This is a genomic window from Tardiphaga sp. (genome assembly GCF_028290495.1).
Classification (GTDB): Bacteria; Pseudomonadota; Alphaproteobacteria; order Rhizobiales; family Xanthobacteraceae; genus Tardiphaga.
Map to the genome: position 1 here is coordinate 1 of NZ_JAQGJT010000128.1, position 16,169 is coordinate 16,169.

18 protein-coding genes and 1 pseudogene are annotated in these 16,169 nt (G+C 63.9%); 14 read left to right on the forward strand and 5 right to left on the reverse strand.

Features of this window, described 5'->3' with window-relative positions; genetic code table 11:
* The 7 genes from JWQ24_RS19120 to blaOXA all read left to right on the forward strand — a co-directional run.
* The coding region (locus tag JWQ24_RS19120) for an RluA family pseudouridine synthase (protein ID WP_299811516.1) at nucleotides 1–683 on the forward strand (683 nt) is incomplete at its 5' end.
* A 4-nt stretch (nucleotides 684–687) separates the two neighbouring features.
* Complete coding sequence (bluB, locus tag JWQ24_RS19125; RefSeq protein WP_299811518.1) at nucleotides 688–1,326, forward strand: 5,6-dimethylbenzimidazole synthase; 639 nt, start codon at nucleotides 688–690, stop codon at nucleotides 1,324–1,326.
* Nucleotides 1,327–1,343: 17 nt separating this feature from the next.
* A complete protein-coding gene (locus tag JWQ24_RS19130) occupies nucleotides 1,344–1,676 on the forward strand; it encodes a hypothetical protein (protein WP_299811520.1) in 333 nt (110 codons plus the stop codon).
* Nucleotides 1,677–1,734: 58 nt separating this feature from the next.
* Complete coding sequence (locus JWQ24_RS19135; RefSeq protein ID WP_299811522.1) at nucleotides 1,735–2,520, forward strand: ATP12 family protein; 786 nt, start codon at nucleotides 1,735–1,737, stop codon at nucleotides 2,518–2,520.
* A gap of 56 nt (nucleotides 2,521–2,576) precedes the next feature.
* Complete coding sequence (locus tag JWQ24_RS19140) at nucleotides 2,577–4,316, forward strand: flagellar hook-length control protein FliK (RefSeq protein WP_299811524.1); 1,740 nt, start codon at nucleotides 2,577–2,579, stop codon at nucleotides 4,314–4,316.
* Nucleotides 4,313–4,579: an EscU/YscU/HrcU family type III secretion system export apparatus switch protein gene (locus tag JWQ24_RS19145; protein ID WP_299811526.1), complete on the forward strand. Its 267-nt coding sequence runs from the start codon at nucleotides 4,313–4,315 to the stop codon at nucleotides 4,577–4,579. The genes JWQ24_RS19140 and JWQ24_RS19145 overlap by 4 nt, the downstream gene beginning before the upstream one ends.
* 66 nt (nucleotides 4,580–4,645) lie before the next feature.
* Nucleotides 4,646–5,458 (forward strand): class D beta-lactamase, encoded by an 813-nt coding sequence (blaOXA, locus tag JWQ24_RS19150; RefSeq protein WP_299811528.1) that lies wholly within the window; start codon nucleotides 4,646–4,648, stop codon nucleotides 5,456–5,458.
* A gap of 22 nt (nucleotides 5,459–5,480) precedes the next feature.
* On the opposite strand, the pseudogene JWQ24_RS19155 reads toward blaOXA, so the two are convergent.
* Nucleotides 5,481–5,884 (reverse strand): annotated as a pseudogene (locus JWQ24_RS19155) (DUF4260 domain-containing protein).
* Nucleotides 5,885–6,086: 202 nt separating this feature from the next.
* Here JWQ24_RS19155 and JWQ24_RS19160 point away from each other — a divergent pair.
* The 4 genes from JWQ24_RS19160 to JWQ24_RS19175 all read left to right on the forward strand — a co-directional run bounded on the left by JWQ24_RS19160 (nucleotide 6,087) and on the right by JWQ24_RS19175 (nucleotide 9,543).
* A complete protein-coding gene (locus tag JWQ24_RS19160; RefSeq protein ID WP_299811530.1) occupies nucleotides 6,087–7,619 on the forward strand; it encodes an acyl-CoA carboxylase subunit beta in 1,533 nt (510 codons plus the stop codon).
* A 226-nt stretch (nucleotides 7,620–7,845) separates the two neighbouring features.
* Nucleotides 7,846–8,184 carry a YegP family protein gene (locus tag JWQ24_RS19165; RefSeq protein WP_299811532.1) on the forward strand — a complete coding sequence of 113 codons (339 nt, stop codon included), beginning with the start codon at nucleotides 7,846–7,848 and terminating at the stop codon, nucleotides 8,182–8,184.
* A 66-nt stretch (nucleotides 8,185–8,250) separates the two neighbouring features.
* Nucleotides 8,251–8,736 carry a GDSL-type esterase/lipase family protein gene (locus JWQ24_RS19170; RefSeq protein WP_299811534.1) on the forward strand — a complete coding sequence of 162 codons (486 nt, stop codon included), beginning with the start codon at nucleotides 8,251–8,253 and terminating at the stop codon, nucleotides 8,734–8,736.
* A gap of 174 nt (nucleotides 8,737–8,910) precedes the next feature.
* The gene (locus JWQ24_RS19175) at nucleotides 8,911–9,543 is read left to right on the forward strand and encodes a trimeric intracellular cation channel family protein (RefSeq protein WP_299811536.1); all 633 of its coding nucleotides are present in this window, start codon (nucleotides 8,911–8,913) and stop codon (nucleotides 9,541–9,543) included.
* Nucleotides 9,544–9,602: 59 nt separating this feature from the next.
* Here JWQ24_RS19175 and JWQ24_RS19180 read toward each other — a convergent pair whose 3' ends face one another.
* The 3 genes from JWQ24_RS19180 to JWQ24_RS19190 all read right to left on the reverse strand — a co-directional run bounded on the left by JWQ24_RS19180 (nucleotide 9,603) and on the right by JWQ24_RS19190 (nucleotide 11,660).
* On the reverse strand, nucleotides 9,603–9,878 hold the full coding sequence (locus tag JWQ24_RS19180; RefSeq protein WP_299811538.1) for a hypothetical protein: 276 nt from the start codon (nucleotides 9,876–9,878) through the stop codon (nucleotides 9,603–9,605).
* 181 nt (nucleotides 9,879–10,059) lie between these two features.
* Nucleotides 10,060–11,058: an alpha/beta hydrolase gene (locus JWQ24_RS19185; RefSeq protein ID WP_299811540.1), complete on the reverse strand. Its 999-nt coding sequence runs from the start codon at nucleotides 11,056–11,058 to the stop codon at nucleotides 10,060–10,062.
* Between the two features lie 146 nt (nucleotides 11,059–11,204).
* Complete coding sequence (locus JWQ24_RS19190) at nucleotides 11,205–11,660, reverse strand: hypothetical protein (RefSeq protein WP_299811542.1); 456 nt, start codon at nucleotides 11,658–11,660, stop codon at nucleotides 11,205–11,207.
* 156 nt (nucleotides 11,661–11,816) lie between these two features.
* On the opposite strand from JWQ24_RS19190, the gene JWQ24_RS19195 reads away from it, so the two are divergent.
* Complete coding sequence (locus tag JWQ24_RS19195; RefSeq protein WP_299811544.1) at nucleotides 11,817–12,515, forward strand: formyltransferase family protein; 699 nt, start codon at nucleotides 11,817–11,819, stop codon at nucleotides 12,513–12,515.
* Here JWQ24_RS19195 and JWQ24_RS19200 read toward each other — a convergent pair.
* Nucleotides 12,512–12,781, reverse strand: coding sequence for a hypothetical protein (locus JWQ24_RS19200; RefSeq protein ID WP_299811546.1), 270 nt, complete (start codon nucleotides 12,779–12,781; stop codon nucleotides 12,512–12,514). The two genes, JWQ24_RS19195 and JWQ24_RS19200, sit on opposite strands and share 4 nt — an antisense overlap.
* Before the next feature lie 158 nt (nucleotides 12,782–12,939).
* On the opposite strand from JWQ24_RS19200, the gene JWQ24_RS19205 reads away from it, so the two are divergent.
* Nucleotides 12,940–13,101: a hypothetical protein gene (locus JWQ24_RS19205; protein ID WP_299811548.1), complete on the forward strand. Its 162-nt coding sequence runs from the start codon at nucleotides 12,940–12,942 to the stop codon at nucleotides 13,099–13,101.
* 290 nt (nucleotides 13,102–13,391) lie between these two features.
* Nucleotides 13,392–16,169: indolepyruvate ferredoxin oxidoreductase family protein (locus JWQ24_RS19210; protein ID WP_299811550.1), on the forward strand; the 2,778-nt coding region annotated here is incomplete at its 3' end.

Sequence of the window (16,169 nt, forward strand, 5' to 3'; positions counted from 1 at the left end):
ACAAGCCCGCCGGCCTCGCCGTGCAGGGCGGCTCCGGCACCACGCGCCACGTCGACATGATGCTGGAAGTGATGCGCGACGCCAAGGGCCAGAAGCCGCGCCTGGTGCATCGGCTCGACAAGGACACCGCCGGCTGTCTGCTGATTGCCAAGACGCGCTTCGCCGCAACGAAACTCACCGGCTCGTTCCGCGAACGCTCGGCGCGAAAGATCTACTGGGCGCTGGTCGCCGGCGTGCCGAAGCCGAAGCAGGGCCGCATCTCGACCTATCTCGCCAAGGAAGAGAACGAGGAAGACACCATCATGCGCGTCGCCCAGCACGGCGACGAGGGCGCCAGCCACGCGGTGACCTATTACGCGGTGGTCGAGACGTCCGCGCAGAAGCTTGCCTGGGTGTCGCTGAAGCCGGTGACCGGGCGCACGCATCAGCTGCGCGCGCACATGGCGCATATCGACCACGCGATCGTCGGTGATCCCAAATACTTCAACAAGGAAAACTGGCAGTTGCCGGGCGGCATCCAGAAGAAGCTGCATCTGCTGGCGCGCCGCATTGTCGTGCCGCACCCGCGCGGCGGCTTCATCGATGCCACTGCGCCGTTGCCGCCGCACATGCTGCAGAGCTGGAATCTGCTCGGGCTGGAAGCCGACCGCTTCGACCCGATCGAGAACGCGCCGGAAGACTAGGGCGTTGTCGTCGCCTGATTTCGACGACGACTTTCGCGCACGTCTCCACGAGCTGTTCGTGTGGCGTCGCGATGTCAGGCGGTTCAGGCGCGACGCGCTGTCCGAAGGCGCGCTGGAGCGCCTGATCGGGACCGCCTGCCTGTCGCCATCGGTCGGGCTCAGCCAGCCCTGGCGTTTCGTCATCGTCGACGATGCCGTGCGCCGGCAGGCCGTGCTGGATAATTTCACGCGCTGTAATGCCGACGCGCTGAACGATTACAGCGGCGAACTGGCGCAACGTTACGCCACGCTGAAACTTGCCGGCTTGCGCGAGGCGCCGTGCCATCTCGCTGTTTACGCCGATCACGGCACCGAAGTCGGCCACGGCCTCGGCCGCCGTACCATGCCGGAAATGGCGGACTATTCCGTCGTCGCGGCGATCTCGACGCTGTGGCTGGCGGCGCGCGCCGAGGGCATCGGCATGGGCTGGGTGTCGATCCTCGATCCCGCCGATGTTGCAACAGCGCTCGATGTGCCCGCCGACTGGCGGCTGATCGGCTATTTCTGCATTGGCTATCCCCAGACCGAAGCCGACAGCCCCGAACTGGAGCGCGTCGGCTGGGAGCAGCGGCGTCCGGTGGCCGATCACATTGTCAGTCGCTGATTGGCGGAGACCTTGAGATGATCGGCCGCCGTGACGACATGAACTGGATGATCAAACTTACGCTGCAATCCCTCGCCATCCTCGGATTGTTCTTGGCATCGCCCGCGTCCGCGCAGTTTCTGCCGCCGGGCGGCGCGATCCTGACGCCGCCGCCCCCCGCCGCGCCGCCGCCACCGAGCATGGCCATCCCCGTGGTGCCGAAACTCGATGCGCCGCCATCGCGGCAGAACACTCCGTCGTCGCGGCGTTCGTTCGGAGATCGCATCACCGATTGCCTGCAGGATGGAGTCTCTGCCGGCCTCGGCCCCAACGACCGCGCCGCCTATTCGCGTTCCTGCGCCAACCGCTGAGTTGGCCTGACCCCGCGCTTCGGCTAGGTTGCTCACATCAACAGGATCAAGAAACGCGATGCGCGAATTGTTTGACGAAGTCTACGGGCAGGCCGGTCTCGATCCCGAAGAAGCGGTGCGCAAGTCGACGCGCGGGCCGCAGCGCAAGCGCTTCTACACGCAGGCTGGCATGGCCGAGACGCCGGAAGGCTTCGCCATCACGCTCGACGGCAAGACCGTGCGCACGCCGTCGCGGCAGCCGCTGGCGTTACCCGAGCGCAGCATCGCGGAAGCCATCGTTGCCGAATGGCAAGCGCAACAGGACACCATCAATCCCACGACGATGCCGCTGACGCGCCTTGCCAACAGCGTCATCGACGCGGTCGGCGACAACGTCCAAGGGGTGACCGAGGACATCGTCAAGTACTTCGGCACCGACCTGCTGTTCTACCGCGCAGGCCATCCCAAGGAACTGGTCGCGCGCGAGGCGGAATCCTGGGATCCCGTATTGTTCTGGGCCGCCGAGGATTTCGGCGCGCACTTCATCCTGGCTGAAGGCATCATTCATGTGCAGCAGCCGGCCACCGCGATCGCCGCGGCGCGCGCGACGCTGCCGCAGGATTCCTGGATCGTCGCCGCGCTTCATCTGGTGACGACCATTACCGGTTCGGCCTTGCTCGCGGTGGCTTTGCTGCGCGGACGTCTCGATGCCGATCAGGTGTGGGCGGCGGCCCATGTCGACGAGGACTGGAACATCGAGCACTGGGGCGTGGACGAGGAAGTAGCTCACCGCCGCGCCGCCAAGCAGGTCGATTTTCGCGCCGCAGCCAGCGTCGTCCAAGCGCTGGCGCCGCGGTCCGGTTAACGACGGGTTAAGAACGCCGCGTTACCGTCCGCTCACCCTCATCCGGTGAGTACGTCATGGTCGTTGCCGTCAATCCGATCTCTCCGGTTATCGCCGTTTCCGGCGTGCAGGGCGATGTCGGCTTTCGCTCCGGCAGCGTGATCGCCGCGCGCGTGGTGAATATCCTGCCGGACAATCAGGTGCGCATTGCCATCGGCAATGTCACCATCGACGTTTCCTCCGAAGTGCCGTTGCAGCCGGGCCAGACCTTGCAGCTCGCGGTATCGCAGACCACCGATGGCGTTCGCCTCGCGGTGGTGACGCCGCAGACGGCCTCGACCTCACAGGCCGCTACGCCGCAGGACGGCGTGCAGCTCGCGCCCGAGGCGCAACTCGCGCTCGCAACTACGCTGGCGACAGCGAAGGTGACGCTCACCGCGCTGGAAGCCGTGGCGTTATCTACCGCCGCGCAGGTCGCAGCCACGCAGCAGGCCGGCCTCGGCACACTGTTCGCCAATCTCGGCGACGCAGCCTCGCTGCAAAACCTGCCGTTGCCTTTACAGCAGGCGGTCGCCGCGCTGCTGGCGCAGCGTCCGCCGCTCGACCAGAAATTAACCGGCGACGAAGTGAAAGCCGCGTTCCGCAATTCGGGGCTGTTCCTCGAAGCATCCTTGGCATCCGGCGTCGTGCCGTCCGCGACCATGCCGGACATGAAGGCCGCTCTGATCGTTTTCCGCCAGACGCTGTCGATGGCGCTCGGTGGCGGTGTCCATACCAACGGCGCGGCGGAGTTCGTTGCGACGTCGGAGCAGGGCATGCCATCGCCGCTTGGCGTAAATGTCCCCACGGCCACGCAGCCGGCCGCGGCAGCGCAGCCCGTGGCCACGCAAGGCGCTGCTGCACAGCCGGCCGCGGCCGCAACACTGGCGCCGTCGATCATGCCTGAATTGCTGGCGCAGGATGATGTGCTGCAGCAGGCCGGGCTGTTCGTCGCCGAAGACCATGCCGAGTTCAGCAGCAAGGCGCAGATCATACCGCCCGCGGCGACCTCGCCCGAAGCCGCCGCGCGCGTCGCGGCCAGCGGCGCTACGCTCAGCCAGTTGCAGGAAGCATTGCAGACGCCGCACTTGGCTGGCAACGGCATCGATGCGGCGCTGGATGAGGGCGCGCTGCTCAATCTTGTGTCGCCGAAAGGCAAGCCGTCACTGTCCTCGCCGCCGGAAGTGCTTGTCCGCAGCAATGTGCCGCCGCCGCCGTTGCGTGGCGCGCTGCCGAGCGCGCAGCCGATGTTGCCGTCGACGCTGCCACTGAACGCGCCTCTGTCTGCCACGATGCACCATCTGCTCGCCGATACCGACGCGGCGATCGCGCGGCAGACCCTGCTGCAGGTCGCATCATTGCCGGAACGCATGGAGACGTCCGCACCACGGCTCGATGCGACATCGCCACGCTGGAATTTCGAGATCCCCTTTGCGCTGCCGAACGGCACCGCTGTGGCGCAGTTCGAGATCTCCCGCGATGGGGGGCAGGACAGCGAAGCGCAGGCGGCGCAGCGGGTCTGGCGCGCACGGTTCTCGCTCGACGTCGAGCCGGCCGGTCCGGTGCATGCGCTGGTGTCGCTCTCCGGCGACAAGACCTCGGTCCGGATTTGGGCCGAGCGTCCCTTGACCGCGCAGCAATTGCACGCCGGAAGCGCGCAGCTCAGCCAGGCGCTGGTCCGCGCCGAATTGCAGCCCGGCGACATCGTCATCCAGGAAGGCGCACCCGTGCAGGCCGCGCCGGCCGCGGCCGGCCATTTCCTGGATCGTGCGCTATGATGGTCGATAGCAAACGTCAGGTCGCCGTCGCGCTGCACTACGACAAGACCGGCGCGCCGCGCGTCGTCGCCAAGGGCAAGGGCACGATCGGCGCCAAGATCATCGAAGTGGCCAAGGCGCACGAGATCCCGATCGAGGAAAACGAGGTGCTGGCCGGCGCGCTGTCCAATGTCGATATCGGCGAGGAAATTCCCGCTGAACTCTACAAGGCGGTCGCCGAAGTGCTGGTATTCGTGCTGCGGCTGTCCGGCCGGGTGCGATAGCTGGATCGCCATCGTTTTAACACGATGCCCGTCGCATCTGCGCGCTCCACTGCCAAAAGGTGCCCCGTGATCACACGCCGCCATGCCCTCGGTCTGCTTGCCGCCACAGCGGTCTCGCCGGCGCTTGCCCACGTCGCACCGCAGCGCAGCGAGATCCGCGACAGCCTGGCGAAGCACTTTGCGGACGCCGGCACGGCCGGCACTTTCGTCGGCTACAAGATCGACGACTATCTGATCGTCGCCAGCGACAAGGAGCGATCCGGCGAAGCCTTTCTGCCGGCCTCGACGTTCAAGATTCCGAATTCGCTGATCGCGCTGGAGACTGGCGTAGTCGCCGATCCCGACAAGGACGTGTTCAAGTGGGACGGCGTCAAACGCGACATCGAAGCCTGGAACCGGGACCACACGCTGCGCTCGGCGATCGCGGCTTCCGCGGTGCCGGTCTATCAGGAAATCGCGCGCCGAATCGGTGCTGAGCGGATGCAGAAATATCTTCGCGAATGGGATTACGGCAATGCCGATATCGGCGGCGGCATCGACCAGTTCTGGCTGACCGGCGCACTGCGGATCGATCCGATGGAGCAGATCGATTTCCTCGATCGACTGCGCCGCGGCACGCTGCCGGCCTCAAAACGCAGCCAGGATTGGGTGCGCGACATCCTGCCGGTGACCAAGGTGGGCGACGCTGTGATCCGCGCCAAGACAGGACTGCTGGGCGCCGAGATCGGCAAGCCGTCGCTGGGCTGGATCGTCGGGTGGGCCGAGAAGGGCGATGCGCAGACCGTGTTCGCGCTGAATCTCGACGTCCGCGAACCCAAACATGTCGCGGCCCGGATGGCGATCGCGCAGCTCTGCCTGACCGAGATCGGCGCGATTTAGCAATTGGCTGTGGGGGCGCGGTTTACGCCGCGTCCTTGCCGATGCGGCCGAGGTGGGTGAAGCGAAAGCCCGCCACATATTTCAGGCCGTAACCGAGCGCGCGGTCCAGCCCGATATGCGCCAGCCAGATTAGCGCGATGAAGCCCATCGTCGGCTCCGGAGCAACAAACCGGCCATCGCCAGCAGGATGGGCCCGACGGTGGTGTGGGCGGCGTTGTAGAGCAGCGCGCCGATGCGCGGGCCGGCGAGGTAGCCGAGCAGGGTCAGGTCCGGCGCGAAGAACAGCAGCGCATAGGTCTGCCACGGCGCGCCCATGAGAAAATAATACAGCGTCGGGCCGATCAGCAGCGCAAACCCTTCGAAGCGCATCAGGTTGCGCACCCCGCCGGTGGCAGCTCCGCTGTTTTCATGGATGACATCGGGCATCTGACAGTCTCCGTGCGCAGACCTGGAATATAGCGGGCAAGCCCGGCAATCCCGGACGGGCAGCCGCCCGGTTTCGAGGTGGGAAGGGCGTTTCCACCTCCGAAAGGGCCATGCTAAGACCCCCTCAAGCGTGCGGCGGGCGAGCGGCAAACCAAAGGTAGGTATGCCGGTCCCTGGACGCCGGAACCACGGGTTGGAGCACATGAAAGACATCCTGGACACCCTCGAAGATCGCCGCGCCGGCGCGAAGCTTGGCGGCGGCGTCAAGCGCATCGAATCGCAGCACGCCAAGGGCAAGCTGACGGCGCGCGAGCGCATCGAGCTGTTGCTCGACAAGGGCTCGTTCGAGGAGTTCGACATGTTCGTCGAGCACCGCTCGGTGGAATTCGGCATGGAGAAATCCAGGATCCCCGGTGACGGCGTCGTCACCGGCTGGGGCACCGTCAATGGCCGCAAGACCTTCGTCTTCGCCAAGGATTTTACGGTATTCGGCGGCTCGCTCTCCGAAACCCACGCGCAAAAGATCGTCAAGATCCAGGACATGGCGATGAAGGCCCGCGCGCCGATCATCGGTCTGTATGACGCCGGTGGCGCGCGCATCCAGGAAGGCGTTGCCGCACTCGCGGGCTATTCCTACGTGTTCCGTCGCAACGTGCAGGCCTCCGGCGTGATCCCGCAGATCTCCGTCATCATGGGCCCGTGCGCCGGTGGCGACGTCTATTCGCCGGCCATGACCGACTTCATCTTTATGGTGAAGAACACCAGCTACATGTTCGTCACCGGACCCGACGTGGTGAAGACCGTCACCAACGAGGTCGTCACCGCGGAAGAACTCGGCGGCGCCAGCGTGCATGCGACGCGGTCCTCGATTGCCGATGGCGCGTTCGAGAACGACGTAGAAACGCTGCTGCAGATGCGCCGGCTGATCGACTTCCTGCCCAGCAACAACACTGCCGGCGTGCCGGAATGGCCGAGTTTCGACGACATCGAGCGCGTCGATTACTCGCTCGACACCGTGATCCCGGACAATCCAAACAAGCCCTATGATATCAAGGAACTGATCCACAAGGTCGTCGACGAGGGCGACTTCTTCGAGATCGCCGAGACCTTTGCCAAGAATATCGTTACCGGCTTCGGCCGCATCGCCGGCAAGACGGTGGGCTTCGTCGCCAACCAACCGATGGTGCTGGCCGGCGTGCTCGATAGCGACGCCTCGCGAAAGGCCGCGCGCTTCGTCCGCTTCTGCGATGCCTTCAACATCCCGATCGTCACCTTCGTTGACGTGCCTGGCTTCCTGCCGGGCACCGCGCAGGAATATGGCGGCTTGATCAAGCACGGCGCAAAACTGTTGTTTGCCTACAGCCAATGCACCGTGCCGCTGGTCACCGTGATCACGCGCAAGGCTTACGGCGGCGCGTTCGACGTGATGGCCTCGAAGGAAATCGGCGCCGATCTGAACTACGCCTGGCCGACGGCGCAGATCGCGGTGATGGGCGCCAAGGGCGCGGTGGAGATCATCTTCCGCCAGGACATCGGCGACGCCGAGAAGATTGCCGCGCGCACCAAGGAATACGAGGATCGCTTCCTGTCGCCGTTCGTCGCCGCCGAACGCGGTTATATCGACGACGTCATCATGCCGCACTCGACCCGCCGCCGCATCGCCCGCGCGCTGGCGATGCTGAAGGACAAGCATGTGGACGTGCCGATGAAGAAGCACGACAATATGCCGTTGTGAGTTTGTCTTCGCCGGGCTCGCTGCACGTTGAGGCTGCCAGAAACATTTGATGCGATTGCGAAAAGGCCCCGGAGACGGGGCCTTTTTTGTTGGGCAGATGGTGGATTGCTGCTACGCGAACTAAAATATCGCTAGCCTTTGCGCTGCGGCTCAATTTAGGATCGCTGAAGTTCGGAAGAAGCTACTCGGAAGAAGACAAGGGAAACAGCATTTCAAGGGGGCGGCCATGGCCGGCAAGTTTGTTTTGTCGAAGGGCGCTACCGACAAGTATCACTTCGTTCTGAAGGCGGGAAACAGCGAAACCATTCTTTCAAGCCAGCACTACGCAGCGAAGACCTCTGCCGAGGAGGGGATTGCGTCGGTGAAGGTCAACGCGCCGCATGACGAACGCTACGAGCGAAAGAACGCTACCGACGGCTCTCCGATGTTCAACCTGAAAGCCGCGAACGGCCAGGTCATCGGCACCAGCGAGACCTATTCGTCGGCGGCGGCGCGCGATAACGGCATCGCGTCCGTCAAGACGAATGCGCCAGGGGCGGCGGTGGAAGACAAGACAGGCGCGTAATTTTTTCGGCAAGCGGAGGTATTGTACATGCGGATAACACGCGCGGCTGTTTGCCTTGTTGCCTTCATGCTGCCCGCTGCAGCGCAGGCGGCGTCCGTCCATATCGTCGCGCTCGGCGCGAGCAATACGTATGGTCATGGCCGCGGCCGGACCAATGGCGGGGTCGAGCCTTCGCAAGCCTTTCCGGCGCAGCTTGAGGCGATGCTGCGGGCGCGCGGGCTGGACGCCCATGTCGCGAATGCCGGAATTCCGGGTGATACCACCGGCGGCATGTTGCAACGGCTCGGTTCGGCCGTGCCGAACGGTACGCAAATTGTCATTCTCCAACCCGGCGGCAATGATGCGCGACGCGGCGAAGGCGCCAGCCGCTCCGGCAATATCGCCGCCATCCAGCAGCAGTTGGCGGCACGCCATATCAGGGTGATCATGACCGGCATGGACGCGCCGGCAAGCACGCGCGATCCCGATGGCCAACATTTCAACGCCCAGGGCCACACCGCGGTTGCAGCCTCTCTGGTGCCCAAGGTGATGGCGGCGATGCGGGGCAGATAGCCGAGCCTCGCCCAGCAAGCCATAGCCGAGATGAGCGAAGCAACCTCCGGGAGGAGGTTGCTCGAATTGATCCCAGGCGACGCATAGCCTCCCCGCATACAGGGCAACGTTCACGTGGCGTAGCGTTTGCGGTTTCGTGTTACAGAGCGGCTTCATCCACTCTGGTCGATTCTGATGCCTCATACCGAAGCGCTGCTGTTTCCGCTGGCCATGGTTGCGCTGGTGGCCGAAGCCATGACGGCGGCGCTGGCCGCCGGGCGCCGCAAGATGGACTGGCTCGGCGTAGCCATGCTCGGCTGCATCACCGCGCTCGGTGGCGGTTCGGTCCGTGACGTTCTGCTTGGTCACTATCCACTGTGGTGGGTCAGCAGCCCCTATCTTCTGCTGGTGACGGGCGGCGCAGCGCTCCTGGCTATCGGCCTCGCGCGCGTAGTGCATCGCTTCCACGCGCTGTTTCTGGTGCTAGACGCCATCGGTCTCGTGGTCTTCACCATCATGGGATGCAACATCGCGCTGGGCATGGATCAACCGCTGCTGATTGTGGTGGTCGCGGGCATGATCACCGGCTGTGTCGGCGGCGTGATCCGCGACGTGCTGTGCAACGACGTGCCGCTACTGTTTCGCAGCGAGCTCTATGCCAGCGTCTCGATCGTCGCCGGGCTGCTCTATATCGGCGGCATCGAACTGCATCTCAGCCCCGACCTTGTCATCGCCGTGACGTTTCTTGCCGGGCTGACCCTCCGATTGCTCGCGATCCGGCTCAAGCTGGAAATGCCGAAGTTTGAGTATAACAGCGATGGCGTGTGAGTTGGACGAACGAAAAACCCCGCCGTAGCGGGGTTTGCGTGGCGATGAAATCGCTGCGCTCAGAACGGGCGGCAGCGGCCGTAGCGCCAGGCGAAGCCCGGGCCGCAGCCGCGGCCGGGACGCACCACGACGACCGGAGGCGGGCGGCGCACAACTACGACGCCCCCCATCGGGCGGCAGCGGCCATAGGGTCCGCGGGCCCAGCCGGGGCCGCAGCCCTGCGCGACCTGGATCACGTCAGCGCTATCGGTGGCATTAAGCGGCGCCAGCGGCATGGCATGGGCAGCGCCCAGGCCGGCGATGGCGAAGACGGCGGCGGCAAGAATGGTTTTCATCGTTCTTTCCCTTGATGCGCCGGGTTGCGGCACGGTCCGTGAGGACGCTGCAGATCCGGCGGACCCAGGCCGAATACTGCACGGAATTTGCGTCTCGACGGTAGCGAGATAGACCGATTCGAGCTGAACGAAAACTGAATGTGGAGGCGAGCGGCGTTAATTCCGCCGCCACGCGCATCCATTATTTCGCAGTGAGAAACGCCAGCATCAGCTCGTTGAATTTTGGAGCAGCATCGAGAAAGACGAGGTGTCCTGCGTCGGGCAGCACTTCGACCCGGGCCTTCGGCATCTTCGCCGCGGCGGCCTGGGCGAGTTCGGCGTTCTGGCCCATCTTGGATCGCAGCGCTTCCGGCGCCAGCGGCTTACCGGGCGCGTTGTGGTCGTCGGCGCCCATCACGAACAAGGTGGGCAGCGTGATCAGCGGTACCTCATGCGCCACCGGCTCGCGGTAGATCATCTGCGACGAACTGACGAAGGCGCGCAACCAGCGCGGATATTCCGCAGCGCCCTTGATGTTGAAGCGCGCATCGATGAACGGCGTCACCTGATCGGGCTGCATCTTCAGCGCGTAATTCACTTCAAGCTGCTTGCGGTAACCTTCGGCCGTCAGCTTGTCCTCGGTCTCGATGATCTTTTCGGTCGGCGTCGGTGGCACGTAGAGCCGGTAATCCTCAAGGCCGATCGGCGCCGCCAGCAACAAATGATCGATGTGGTCGGGATAGGCGCGCGCCAAGCGCACGGCGAGCATGCCGCCCAGCGAATGCGCCACGACGTCGAATTGCGGGATCGCCAGATGGTCCATCAGCGCGATGGTGTTGCGCGCGAGCGTATCGAAATGCAGCTCGCCGGTCGGCTTGGAGGATTTTCCGAAACCGATTTGATCAGGGACGACCACGCGGTAGCCAGCCTGCGTCAACGCGCCGATCACCGGCGCCCAGTAGCTCGACGGAAAATTGCGGCCATGCAGCAACACCACGGTGCGGCCATTGGGCTTCTCCGACTTGATGTCCATATAGGCCATCTTGAGCTGTTCGCCGTCGTTCACCACCGGCAGCATCTGAACAGGATAGGGGTAGGCAAAACCTTCCAGCCCGATGCCATAGGGCTCGCGCACCGGATCGGCGGCATAGGCCGTGAACGGCATGGCGGCAAGCAGGGCGGACAGCAGCAGACGTTTCATCGAGGAAGGCTCCGGGAAAAGATGCCCGGGTGTGCTGCCGATTTGCGGCGACATGAAGCCGGCGCGATCACAAAACTGCGTGAGGCAACGAACCGATGACGAACGGTTGCCTCACGCGTTCTTCGCGACATCCGCGGGTTGCGAGGTCAGTTCGACGGGCCGCCCTTGGAGCGGTCGACCTCGGTGCCAGTGGGCGTTGACTGCGGTGCCTGCGGGCGCGCCGGGGCGGCGCCGGTGGTCACGCCGTACGCGTCGTTGTTACGCGGCGTCACGTCGCGAACGCCAGGCGGCAGCGGCGGCCGGGCGGTGTCGGAATTTGCGATATTGTTGGTCGGCGCGGGGGCCTTCTGCGCGGTGTCCGACGTGGCCGGGGTGGTCGATGTCGCGGTGGACGTCGTGTTGTTGTTATTCAGCCCGTAGAACACAACACCGAGCAGGATCGCGATACCCAGCGTGTAGGCGGCGATGCGGCTGCCGCTGGCCGGGCCTTCGGACAGTTCGGGGTCTGCCTGCAATTCTTTATCGAAGCGGCGTGGCGTGCTGAAATCCTCATCGATCAGTTTGGGACGATAGGGATCGTTGGCGTTTGGAATGTTGGCCATGCTGATGTCCTCCATCTGGAAAAAGATAATCGCCGGGTGAGGCGGCGGTTCCGACGAAGCTGCGCTGCTCATCCAATTTTAAGGGCTCACTGCGACAGTGTGATTCGCGCATTGCGGTGCAATGGACCGGGGCAGTAATTAAACACGGCGGCCATTATGTTCGACACCATCATTCTGCTCACAGGCCCCGCCGAACATTCGGTCTTCACCACGCTGTTGCGCGGGTACAATCCGACCCTCACCGTGTTGCCGGTGTTCACCGAAGGCGATCTGGCAGCGCTCGAACCGGAGTGGCTGGGCCGCGCGCGGCTGATCTCCTTCACCACCTCGGTGATCGTGTCGGCGTCGGTGCTCCACCAGCTCGGCTACGGCGCTTACAATTTTCATCCCGGCCCGCCGCAATATCCGGGCCAGGCGCCGGCGCACTTCGCACTGTATGAGCGCGCCCGGGAATTCGGCGGCACGGTGCATCGTATGGCCGAGCGCGTCGATGCCGGCGCTATCGTCGATGTCGAGACTTTCGCGATTGCCGAAGGCGTGTCGGTGAGCGGTCTGGACGAGCAGGCCTACACCACCCTGGTGCAGATGTTCTGGCGCCTGGCGCCAATACTGGCCAGCCAGGAGGAGCCGTTGCCGACTCGTGCCGAGCGTTGGGGAGTGGTCAGGCATTCACGCCGCGCCTATCAGGAAATCTGCGACATCCCGCTGACCATCGCTCCGGATAAACTCGATCATCTCATCAAGGTATTCGGTACCGATCACTTCGGTATCGCGCCAAGCATCGGCCTGCACGGCTTCCGGTTTCGCGCGGTCGTCTCCGAAGCCGAAAGCGCCGAGGCCTCAGCCGGAAGCTAGTTCGGTTGGTTGGCCGCGAAGCTCTGATGCTGCTCGGTCGGCATGGCCGACGTCGAGCGCGGGTCCGGCACCTTGCCCTTGAACTCGTAAAGCAGGATGCTCAGCACCACCAGTACGCCGACGCCGATAATCGCCTTGGTCGGCTTGTGCAGATGTTCCCGACCGAAATTGTGATGTTGCGCACCGGCGAAGTTCATCGCGGTGTCGCGTGGGTCCTGCCCATGCCGGCTGGCATGATCGGGCTTCGTCAGGGGTAATTGTGTCATGATCCATCGTCCTGCCTGAAGTTGCGAGCGTGACGGCAAGCCAATGGCTCGTAAAGCCGGATGTTCCGGATTCGCACCTCCAATTTCGGGATGCTGCCTCCGCGAATTCGCTTGGTTGAAGAATATTACCGTGAAGACGGGAACGCTTTGCCGGGTCGATGGCGGCGAACGACAAGCATCGCGATATTCCGGTGGTGGTGATGACGTCATTACTCGAATACGTCGTCAAGGAGCGCGCCGGCAGGTTTCGTGGCTACCTGCGGAAGCCGTTTCGCGAAGCCGATCTGATGAAAGTTATTGGTAATATTTTTCCGGGGTAGTCGATCGCCCTCGATGGTCTTTCCGGCTTTGTGTGAAAACGCCAGGGAATTTCGCAGCGCACTCGCTCACGACGTTGCGGAAAACGCCATCGGCACGACATTTTCCGAAATCCCGCCGCAGCCACTCATCACGAAATTGCGTTCTTTTCGCGCAGGTCTGGCTTGCCCCGAATTGTGGTGCTTTGCGTAGGATATCCAACATAGACTGTTTCTAAGGGAGTCGAAGGACGCCCAATCGGCACGCGACAAAGCCCGGGCGGCACGATCCGGGAGGTAGTGAAGAGGATGCGATGGGAATCAACCAAGGTCCGATCAGTCTCGATCAGAAGTATACCCAGGGCTCCGGCCATATCTTTCTGACCGGCATCCAGGCGCTGGTGCGCCTGCCCATGGCGCAGATACGCCGCGACCGCGCCGAAGGCCTGAACACCGCCGCCTTCGTCACCGGCTACCGCGGCTCGCCGCTCGGCGGCTATGACCAGCAGTTGATGGCCGCGCGAAAACATCTCGACGCCTACGGTGTCAAATTCCAGCCCGGCGTCAACGAAGACCTCGCAGCTACCGCGATCTGGGGCACCCAGCAACTCAACCTGTCGCCCGGCGCCAAGTATGATGGCGTGGTCGGCATCTGGTACGGCAAGGGTCCCGGCGTCGATCGCTGTGGCGACGTGTTCCGCCACGCCAACGCCGCGGGTTCGGCGAAATTCGGCGGCGTGCTGTGTCTGGCCGGCGACGACCACGGCGCCAAATCCTCCACCGTGCCGCATCAGTCCGACCATGCTTTCATGGCGGCCTTGATGCCGTATCTATATCCATCGTCGATCCACGAGATGATCGAGATGGGCCTCCTGGGCATCGCGATGTCGCGCTATTCCGGCTGCTGGGTCGGCATGAAGGTGATCACCGAGACGGTGGAGACCACCGCCGAGATCGACCTCAACAACGAACTCAAGCCTTTCAACATCCCGACCGATTTCGAAATCCCCGCAGGCGGCCTCAATCTGCGCTGGCCCGACGACCGCTATGATCAGGATCGCCGGCTGCAGGACTACAAGGGCTTTGCCGCGATTGCTTTTGCGCGCGCCAACCATATCAACCGCATCACGATGGACTCGCCAAACCCGCGCTTCGGTATCATGGCGTCCGGCAAGAGCTACGAGGATGTGCGGCAGGCGCTTCGCGAACTTGGCATTACCGAGGAGGTCGGCGCAAAGATCGGCCTGCGGCTTTACAAGATCGGCATGCCGTGGCCGCTGGAGCCGGAAGGCGTGCGCAGCTTCGCGGTGGGGCTCGAGGAGATCTTCATCGTCGAGGAACGCCGCGAGATCGTCGAGAACCAGGTCAAGCAGGAACTGTTCAACTGGCGAAACGATGTGCGTCCGCGCATCATCGGCAAGATGGACGACAAGGACCATCGCTTCCTGCCGTTCGCCGAAGAACTGAGCGTCGCCAAGGTCGCGACCTCGCTGGTCGACCGTCTGCTGGCGATGGAGATCGACCCGGAGATCGCCGCTTTGCTGCGTGCGAAAGCCGACTGGTTTCATGGCCGCGACGCCTCGCAGGTGCAGGCGGTGGTGCCGATTACCCGCACACCGTATTTCTGTTCGGGCTGTCCGCACAACACCTCGACCAAGGTGCCCGAAGGCAGCCGCGCGCTGGCCGGCATCGGCTGTCACTTCATGTCGCTGTGGATGGACCGCTCGACAGAGACGTTTACGCATATGGGCGGCGAGGGCGTGCCGTGGACTGGCATCGCGCCGTTCACCTCCGAGAAGCATATCTTCGCCAATCTTGGCGACGGCACATATTTCCACTCAGGCTCGCTGGCGATCCGTCAGTCGATCGCGTCCAAGGCCAACATCACCTACAAGATCCTTTACAACGACGCCGTTGCGATGACCGGCGGCCAGAAGCATGACGGCGAGTTGTCGCCGCAGCAGATCACCTTCCAGCTTCACGCCGAAGGCATTCGCGACATCTACCTCGTGTCGGAAAATCCCGACGCCTATCCCGCCAGCACGATTGCGCCGGGCGTCAAGCTGGCGCATCGCGACGAACTCGACAGCGTGATGAAGACGCTGCGCGAGGTACCGGGCTGTTCGGCGATCGTGTTCGTGCAGACCTGCGCCGCCGAAAAGCGCCGCCGCCGCAAGCGGGGAACACTGGAAGACCCGCAGCGCCGCGTGCTCATTAATCCCGCGGTCTGCGAAGGCTGTGGCGATTGTTCGGTGCAGTCGAACTGCATTTCGGTGGAGCCGCTGGAGACCGCGATGGGGCGCAAGCGCACCATCAACCAGTCATCCTGCAACAAGGACTATTCCTGCCTCAAGGGATTCTGCCCGTCCTTCGTCACCGTCGATGGCGGCAAGATGAAGCGCAAGGCGCCGGTCGAGCTGGGCTCCATCGGCGTGCTGCCGGAGCCTGCGTCGCGGCCCGGCCTTGACCGCCCGTACAATGTCGCCGTCGGTGGTGTCGGCGGCACCGGCGTGCTGACGATCGGCGCGCTGCTCGGCATGGCCGCGCACATCGAAGGCAAGGCCAGCATGATCCTCGACATGTCCGGCCTGGCGCAGAAAGGCGGGGCGGTGCTGAGCCACGTTCGGCTCTCGCCCAATCCGGCGGATGTGACCTGTTCGCGCATCGTCACTGGCACGGCTGATCTCGTGATCGCCGCCGACGAGGTGGTGGCGATATCCAAGGAGACCATTACGCTGTGCGACAGCCAGCGCACGCACGGCATCATCAACACGCACCTCATTCCCATCGCCGATTTCGTGCTGAACCGGGACTTCAACTTCCAGAACCGCCGGGTCAACGACGTGCTGCGCGGCGCGCTGCATGAACGATCGGACTTCGTGAACTTCACCAGGCCCGCCGAGGCGCTGATGGGGGACGCGATCGCCACCAACATGATGATGATGGGCTATGCCTATCAGCGTGGATTGCTCCCGCTCTCGGCCGCAGCGATCGAGCAGGCGATCGAGCTGAACGCCGTTGCAGTCAAGATGAACACGCAGGCTTTCCGCCTCGGGCGGCTTGCCGCTCATGATCCGCAGCGTATCGCGTCC